The organism is Burkholderia sp. E168m23, from assembly GCF_016586125.1.
Lineage (GTDB): Bacteria > Pseudomonadota > Gammaproteobacteria > Burkholderiales > Burkholderiaceae > Burkholderia > Burkholderia orbicola.
Map to the genome: position 1 here is coordinate 1 of NZ_BCPP01000296.1, position 7,093 is coordinate 7,093.

Consider the following 7,093-nt stretch of genomic DNA (forward strand, 5'->3'; position numbering starts at 1 on the left):
GTTTGTTGTTGCGTGCGGCTGTAGCTCAGTTGGATAGAGTACTTGGCTACGAACCAAGGGGTCGTGGGTTCGAATCCTGCCAGCCGCGCCACTTTTTGGGGGCCTTCCCATCGCAGAAGGTTCCGACAGTTGAAGCAGTACCGTTTTGCGTGCGGCTGTAGCTCAGTTGGATAGAGTACTTGGCTACGAACCAAGGGGTCGTGGGTTCGAATCCTGCCAGCCGCGCCACCTTAAAAGGGCTTTCCTTCGGGAAAGCCCTTTTTCTTTTTGCGCCCGCCCTCCTCACTCGCACCATCGCCCGCACGCCTTCGGCAACGCGCCGGCAACGTCACGCGCCCTTTCGGTAGCGTCAATGAAAACGGCGGCCATTGGCCGCCGTCCGTCGAGCATCGAATCCACCCGCCGGGGCACGTGAGCGTCAGTAGTCCTGCCGCTCGCGCTCGATACGCATGCCGCCGTCATGGCGCGCATGCGCACCGTCGTCGGTCGAGCGCTCGCGCATGATCCGCATCACGTCGGGATTGGTTCTCACGCGCCGCATCACGTTCGCGAGATGCACGCGGTCGCTGACCTGGATCACGAAGCGCAGCACCGTCGATTCGTGCGTCAGATCCTCGTCCATCGCGATATGGACGATGTTCGCGTCGGCCGACGTAATGTCCGCCGCGACGCGCGCGAAGATGCCCTTCGTGTTCTTCACGAGCGCCTTCACCGCGACATCGAACAGGCGGCCCGGCTGCGGCGCCCATTCGACGTCGATCCAGCGGCCCGGATCGCGGCGATGGATGCGCTGCGCGACACGGCAGTCCGTCGTATGAATCGCCATGCCCAGACCGATGCCGATGTAGCCCATGATCGCGTCGCCCGGGATCGGCCGGCAGCAGGCGGACAACTGCACGGACATCCCTTCGGTGCCGGTAATCACGACCGGCGGCGCATGATGCGCGGGATGCCGCTCGGACTTCGGCAGATCGTCGTCCGCGTCGCGGCCGCTCATCAGCACCTCGATGCGCTTGGCCATCACCGCGGCGACGCGACGGCCGAGGCCGATGTCCGCGAAGATTTCCTGACGGCTCTTGTTGCCCGTCCACTGCACGAGCTTCTCCCACACTTCCGGCTCGACGTCGGCCAGCGCGAGACCATAGCCCTTCAGGCTCTGGTCGACGAGCCGCTCGCCCAGCTGCACGGACTCGTTCAGGCGCATCGTCTTCAGGTAGTGGCGGATCGCCGAGCGCGCCTTGCCGGTCCGTACGAAGCCGAGCCATGCGGGGTTCGGCTTCGAATACGGCGCGGTGATCACCTCGACGATGTCGCCGCTCTTCAATTCGGTGCGCAGCGGCAGCAGTTCGTTGTTGATCTTCACGGCCACGCACTGGTTGCCGAGATCGCTGTGGATCGAATACGCGAAATCGAGCGCCGTCGCGCCACGCGGCAGCGCCATGATCTTCGACTTCGGCGTGAACACGTAGACCGCGTCGGGGAACAGGTCGATCTTCACGTGCTCGAGGAATTCGCTCGAATCGCCCGCTTCGCTCTGGATGTCGAGCAGCGACTTCAGCCACTGATGCGCGCGCTTCTGCACGTCGCTGAGATCCGCGCTGCCGTTCTTGTACAGCCAGTGCGCGGCGACCCCCGCCTCGGCGATCTCGTGCATCTTGCGCGTACGCACCTGGAACTCGATCGGCGCGCCGAACGGGCCGACGAGCGTCGTGTGCAGCGACTGATAGCCGTTGATCTTCGGGATCGCGATGTAATCCTTGAACTTGCCGGGCACGGGCTTGTACAGCGCGTGCAACGCGCCGATGCACGTGTAGCAGTCGAGCGGGCTGTCGACGACGACACGGAAGCCGTACACGTCGAGCACCTGCGAGAACGACAGCTGCTTGTCGCGCATCTTGCGATAGACGCTGTAGATGGTTTTCTCGCGGCCGGTGATCTCGGCGTCGATCTTCGCGTCGGCCATCGCGCGCTGCGCGGCCTCGAGGATCTTGCTGATCACTTCGCGGCGATTGCCGCGCGCGGCCTTCACCGCCTTCTCGAGCGTCGCGTAGCGATGCGGGTTGAAGTTCGCGAAGCTCATGTCCTGCAGCTCGCGATACGTGTTGTTCAACCCGAGCCGGTGCGCGATCGGCGCGTAGATGTCGAGCGTTTCCCGCGCGACGCGGCGGCGTTTTTCCATCGGCACCGCGCCGAGCGTGCGCATGTTGTGCAGGCGATCGGCGAGCTTGACGAGAATGACGCGCACGTCGCGCGCCATCGCGAGCAGCATCTTGCGGAAGTTTTCCGCCTGCGCTTCCTCGCGGCTGCGGAATTCCATCTTGTCGAGCTTCGACAGGCCGTCGACCAGCTCGGCGACCTTCGGGCCGAACCGCTCGGCCAGCTCGTTCTTGGTCACGCCCTGGTCTTCCATCACGTCGTGCAGCAACGCGGCCATCACGGCCTGCGCGTCGAGCTTCCAGCCGGCGCAGATTTCCGCGACGGCGACGGGATGGGTGATGTAGGGCTCGCCGCTCTGGCGATATTGACCGAGGTGGGCTTCGTCGCTGAAGTGGAACGCCGCCTTGACCTCTTTGATTTCGTCCGGAGCGAGATACTCGGCAAGCGCGGCGGTCAGTTTCGCGATCGAAACGACGCCGTGCTTGCGCGGCTGCTCCGGTGTGGCGGTCGGCCCGAACAGATGCCGGAAGGACTGTTCGAGGACCGCGTCGATGTACTGGCGCGCAGGCGACTGGGCCGTGGCTTCGGTGGTCGAATCCGCGGAGGCGGACGATGGGGTGGTGCTCATATTCGCCTCCAGGTCGAGTCGTTGCGCGCGTGGACTACATGGCTGGAACGGGCCGGATGCGCGTTACACCGGCACCTTCTTCAGCATCTCGACGCCGACCTGGCCGGCGGCGATTTCGCGCAGCGCGACGACGGTCGGCTTGTCGCGGCTTTCGATTTTCGGCGTATGGCCTTGCGCGAGCTGCCGCGCGCGATAGGTGGCGGCGAGCGCCAGTTCGAAGCGGTTCGGGATTTGCTTCAGGCAGTCTTCGACGGTAATGCGAGCCATGTTGGTAATTCCTTCTGAATATAGTCCTTATTCTACCTTATGTCCCTCGTGCCCCGCGTCATTCCGCGTGGGGCAGATGGACGCCGAGGTCGATGAACAGCTCCGTGTGTCGCGCGTACTGCGAAGCAAAACGCAGGCGCGTCGCCGCGACGATGCATTCGAGTTCCGCGAGCGCACGCTCGAAATTCTCGTTGATCACCACGTATTCCGCTTCCGACGCGTGCGCGATCTCGCTGCCGGCGGCCAGCAGGCGCCGCGTGATCACGTTCGGTTCGTCCTGGCCGCGCTTCTTCAGGCGCTCTTCGAGCGCATCGAGCGACGGCGGCAGGATGAAGATGCCGACCGCGTTGCGGAACTGCTTCTTCACCTGCAACGCACCCTGCCAGTCGATTTCGAGCAGCACGTCGTGGCCGTTCCTCATCTGCTCTTCGATCCAAACGCGCGACGTGCCGTAGTAGTTGCCGTGCACTTCCGCGCTCTCGAGGAATTCGTGCGCCGCGTGACGCGCGCGGAAATCCTCGACGGTCGTGAAGTGGTAGTGCTGGCCGTCCTGCTCGCCCGGGCGCGGCTTGCGCGTCGTGTACGAGATCGACAGGCAGATGTCGCTGTCCTTCGACAGCAGCGCATTCACGAGCGTCGACTTGCCGGCGCCCGACGGCGCAACGACCATGAACAGGTTACCGGGATAGACGCCGCCATGCAGCGAATGCGACGCGTGGCCGTCGCGGGTGGAATCGGTCATGTTGCTTTTACTCCAGGTTTTGCACTTGCTCGCGCATCTGCTCGATCAGCAGCTTCAGCGCCATCGACGCGTCGGCGAGTTCCTTCGCCGCCGCCTTCGAGCCGAGCGTGTTCGCTTCGCGATTCAGTTCCTGCATCATGAAGTCGAGACGCTTGCCGACGCGGCCGCCCTTCTCGATCACGTGACGCGTTTCATTCAGGTGCGCGGTGAGCCGCGACAGCTCTTCCGCGATGTCGATCCGGATTCCGTACATCGTCACTTCCTGACGGATGCGCTCCGCGGCTTCCTCGCGCGTGACGACCGTCGAGCCGCCTTCGGGCGCCGCGAGGCCGAGCGCTTCCTGCAGCCGCTCGACGATCTTCTGCTGGTGCTTCGCGATCAGCTCCGGCACGAGCGGCGTGATGCGCGCGACGATCGCCTCCATCTCGGTGACGTTCGACAGCAGCATCGTCGCCAGTTGCGCGCCTTCGCGCGAACGCACGACGACGAGCTCGCCGATCGCTTCCTTGCCGCAGGCGAGCACCGCGTCGCGGATCGCCTCGGCCGACACGCCGCTTTCGGCGAGCACGCCGGGCCAGCGCAGGACTTCACCCGCGCGCAGGCGGCCGACGCCCGGGAACGAATCGAGCACCGCGCGTTCCAGCTCGGCAAGCTGGCCGAGCGCCGACTGGTTCAGCGCGCCCGCGCCGATGCTCTGCTCGCCGCGCTGCAGGTTGATCCGCACGTCGACCTTGCCGCGCGACAGCTTGTTCATCAGCATCTCGCGCAGCGCGGGTTCGCACGCACGCACGTCGTCCGGCATCCGGAAATTGAGATCGAGGAAGCGCGAGTTCACGGTGCGCAGTTCGACCGACACGCTGGTGCCGCCGTTGCCGGCAGCCGTCGCGAGTTCGCGCGTCGCGCTCGCGTAGCCCGTCATGCTGTAGATCATGGTTCGTCTCGCCGTCTGGTGCCCTCGCGGGCGGGGAATACATCGAGGCGCCCGGCGCATCGGAAGGCGCGGGGCGGGAAGCGCGCATTATCCCATTTTTGCGGACCACCCCGCCGGGCACGCCCGCCGTTCGGCGCTAAAATCGGGGTTTCCTCTCCTTCCGCGATTTCCCCATGACGTCTTCCGTTTCCCGCCCGAGCGGCCGCCGCGCCGACGAACTGCGCAAGGTCGCCCTCACGCGCCACTACACGAAACACGCCGAAGGCTCCGTGCTGGTCGAATTCGGCGATACCAAGGTGCTCTGCACCGCGAGCGTCGCCGAGCGCGTGCCCGAATTCCTGCGCGAGCGCGGGCAAGGCTGGCTGACCGCCGAATACGGGATGCTGCCGCGCGCGACCCACACGCGCAGCGACCGTGAGGCCGCACGCGGCAAGCAGACGGGCCGCACGCAGGAAATTCAGCGCCTGATCGGCCGCGCGCTGCGCGCGGTGTTCGATCTCGAGGCGCTCGGCCCGCGCACGATCCATATCGACTGCGACGTGATCCAGGCCGACGGCGGCACGCGCACGGCCAGCATCACCGGCGCGTTCGTCGCCGCGCACGACGCCGTGTCGACGCTGATCGCGGCCGGCAAGCTCGCGCGCTCGCCGATCACCGACCACGTCGCCGCGATCTCGGTCGGCGTGTACGAAGGCGCGCCCGTGCTGGACCTCGACTACGCGGAAGATTCGCGCTGCGACACCGACATGAACGTCGTGATGACGGGCGCGGGCGGCTTCGTCGAAGTCCAGGGCACCGCCGAAGGCGTGCCGTTCTCGCGCGCCGAGATGAACGCGCTGCTCGACCTCGCGCAGGGCGGAATCGCCGAGCTGGTGCAGTTGCAGAAGGATGTCCTGGGTGCGAGCCATGCCTGACGACCGCACCGTCGCGCCGCTGTCGCGCATCGTTCTCGCGTCGAACAACCCGGGCAAGCTGCGCGAATTCACCGCGCTGTTCTCGACGGTCGGCATCGAGATCGTCCCGCAGGGCGAGCTCGCGGTGCCGGAGGCGGAAGAGCCGTTCGGCACGTTCATCGAGAACGCGCTGACCAAGGCACGCCACGCGTCGCAGCTCACCGGGCTGCCGGCGATCGCCGACGATTCGGGCCTGTGCGTGCGCGTGCTGCGCGGCGCACCGGGCGTCTATTCAGCACGCTACGCGCAGCGCGCGGGCCGCGACAAGGGCGACGCGGCGAACAACGCGTATCTCGTCGAGCAGCTGCGCGGCGTCGGCGACCGGCGCGCGTACTACTGCTGCGTGCTCGCGCTCGTCCGCCATGCGGACGATCCGGAGCCGCTGTTCGCCGAAGGGCGCTGGGCCGGCGAAATCGTCGATACGCCACGCGGCGAACACGGTTTCGGCTACGACCCGTATTTCTACCTGCCGTCGCTCGGCGCGACGGCCGCCGAACTCGAGCCGGCCGTGAAGAACACGCACAGCCATCGCGCGCTGGCGCTGAAGGCGTTGCTCGCGCGGCTCGCGGAGGAAGCATGAGTTTGCTCGATACCCATTCACAGCGGGAGGTCGCATGAGCCAGGCCGCGGACACCGGCGCGCGCGTGGTCGCGACCTTCACGTCGCCCGGCCAGGTGCGTCTCACGTCGCTGCCGCCGCTCGCGCTGTACGTGCATTTCCCGTGGTGCGTGCGCAAGTGCCCGTACTGCGATTTCAACTCGCACGAATGGAAAGGCGAACGGTTCCCGGAAGCCGACTATCTCGACGCGTTGCGCGCCGACCTCGAGCAGGCGCTGCCGCTCGTGTGGGGCCGGCAGGTGCATACCGTGTTCATCGGCGGCGGCACGCCGAGCCTGCTGTCGGCGGCCGGCCTCGACCGGATGCTGTCCGACGTGCGCGCGCTGCTGCCGCTCGATGCCGATGCCGAGATCACGCTAGAAGCGAATCCGGGCACGTTCGAAGCCGCGAAGTTCGCGCAGTTCCGCGCAAGCGGCGTGAACCGCCTGTCGGTCGGCATCCAGAGCTTCAACGAAGCGCACCTGAAGGCGCTCGGCCGGATTCACGACACCGCGCAGGCGCGCGCGGCCGTCGAGATCGCCGCGAAGAACTTCGACAACTTCAACCTCGACCTGATGTTCGCATTGCCGAACCAGACGCTGGACGAATGCCGCACCGACATCGAGACCGCGCTGTCGTTCGCGCCGCCGCACCTGTCGCTGTATCACCTGACGCTCGAGCCGAATACGCTGTTCGCGAAGTTCCCGCCCGTCGTTCCCGACGACGACGCGTCGGCCGACATGCAGGAATGGATCCATGCGCGCACGGCCGAAGCCGGCTACGGGCGCTATGAAGTGTCCGCATACGCGAAGCCGAAT

General features: G+C 66.2%; 7 protein-coding genes and 2 tRNA genes. 5 read left to right on the forward strand and 4 right to left on the reverse strand.

Going from position 1 to position 7,093, the window contains the following annotated elements; all coding sequences use genetic code 11:
- The first annotated feature begins 14 nt into the window (after positions 1-14).
- Positions 15-91, forward strand: a tRNA-Arg gene (locus JMF90_RS16755).
- A gap of 60 nt (positions 92-151) precedes the next feature.
- Positions 152-228 (forward strand) — tRNA-Arg (locus JMF90_RS16760).
- A 190-nt stretch (positions 229-418) separates the two neighbouring features.
- On the opposite strand, the gene JMF90_RS16765 is transcribed toward JMF90_RS16760, so the two are convergent.
- The 4 genes from JMF90_RS16765 to JMF90_RS16780 all read right to left on the reverse strand — a co-directional run bounded on the left by JMF90_RS16765 (position 419) and on the right by JMF90_RS16780 (position 4,725).
- Positions 419-2,785 (reverse strand): bifunctional (p)ppGpp synthetase/guanosine-3',5'-bis(diphosphate) 3'-pyrophosphohydrolase, encoded by a 2,367-nt coding sequence (locus tag JMF90_RS16765; protein WP_006476619.1) that lies wholly within the window; start codon positions 2,783-2,785, stop codon positions 419-421.
- Between the two features lie 63 nt (positions 2,786-2,848).
- Positions 2,849-3,052, reverse strand: coding sequence for a DNA-directed RNA polymerase subunit omega (gene rpoZ / locus JMF90_RS16770; protein WP_006025620.1), 204 nt, complete (start codon positions 3,050-3,052; stop codon positions 2,849-2,851).
- Positions 3,053-3,110: 58 nt separating this feature from the next.
- Positions 3,111-3,794, reverse strand: coding sequence for a guanylate kinase (gmk, locus tag JMF90_RS16775; protein WP_011544849.1), 684 nt, complete (start codon positions 3,792-3,794; stop codon positions 3,111-3,113).
- A 7-nt stretch (positions 3,795-3,801) separates the two neighbouring features.
- Positions 3,802-4,725 (reverse strand): YicC/YloC family endoribonuclease, encoded by a 924-nt coding sequence (locus tag JMF90_RS16780; RefSeq protein WP_012328100.1) that lies wholly within the window; start codon positions 4,723-4,725, stop codon positions 3,802-3,804.
- A gap of 173 nt (positions 4,726-4,898) precedes the next feature.
- Between JMF90_RS16780 and rph the strand changes: the two genes are divergently transcribed.
- From rph to hemW, 3 genes are all read left to right on the forward strand, one after another.
- A complete protein-coding gene (rph, locus tag JMF90_RS16785) occupies positions 4,899-5,639 on the forward strand; it encodes a ribonuclease PH (RefSeq protein ID WP_006476623.1) in 741 nt (246 codons plus the stop codon).
- On the forward strand, positions 5,632-6,258 hold the full coding sequence (gene rdgB / locus JMF90_RS16790) for an RdgB/HAM1 family non-canonical purine NTP pyrophosphatase (protein ID WP_201316771.1): 627 nt from the start codon (positions 5,632-5,634) through the stop codon (positions 6,256-6,258). The genes rph and rdgB overlap by 8 nt, the downstream gene beginning before the upstream one ends.
- A 34-nt stretch (positions 6,259-6,292) precedes the next feature.
- Positions 6,293-7,093: radical SAM family heme chaperone HemW (gene hemW / locus JMF90_RS16795; protein WP_201325242.1), on the forward strand; the 801-nt coding region annotated here is incomplete at its 3' end.

What these genes read in the sequence shown, in the direction of transcription:
- rph (WP_006476623.1), top strand. Translation starts at nt 4,899, where the DNA reads ATGACGTCTTCCGTTTCCCGCCCGAGCGGCCGCCGCGCCGACGAACTG.
- rpoZ (WP_006025620.1), bottom strand. Translation starts at nt 3,052, where the DNA reads ATGGCTCGCATTACCGTCGAAGACTGCCTGAAGCAAATCCCGAACCGC.
- JMF90_RS16765 (WP_006476619.1), bottom strand. Translation starts at nt 2,785, where the DNA reads ATGAGCACCACCCCATCGTCCGCCTCCGCGGATTCGACCACCGAAGCC.
- rdgB (WP_201316771.1), top strand. Translation starts at nt 5,632, where the DNA reads ATGCCTGACGACCGCACCGTCGCGCCGCTGTCGCGCATCGTTCTCGCG.
- gmk (WP_011544849.1), bottom strand. Translation starts at nt 3,794, where the DNA reads ATGACCGATTCCACCCGCGACGGCCACGCGTCGCATTCGCTGCATGGC.
- JMF90_RS16780 (WP_012328100.1), bottom strand. Translation starts at nt 4,725, where the DNA reads ATGATCTACAGCATGACGGGCTACGCGAGCGCGACGCGCGAACTCGCG.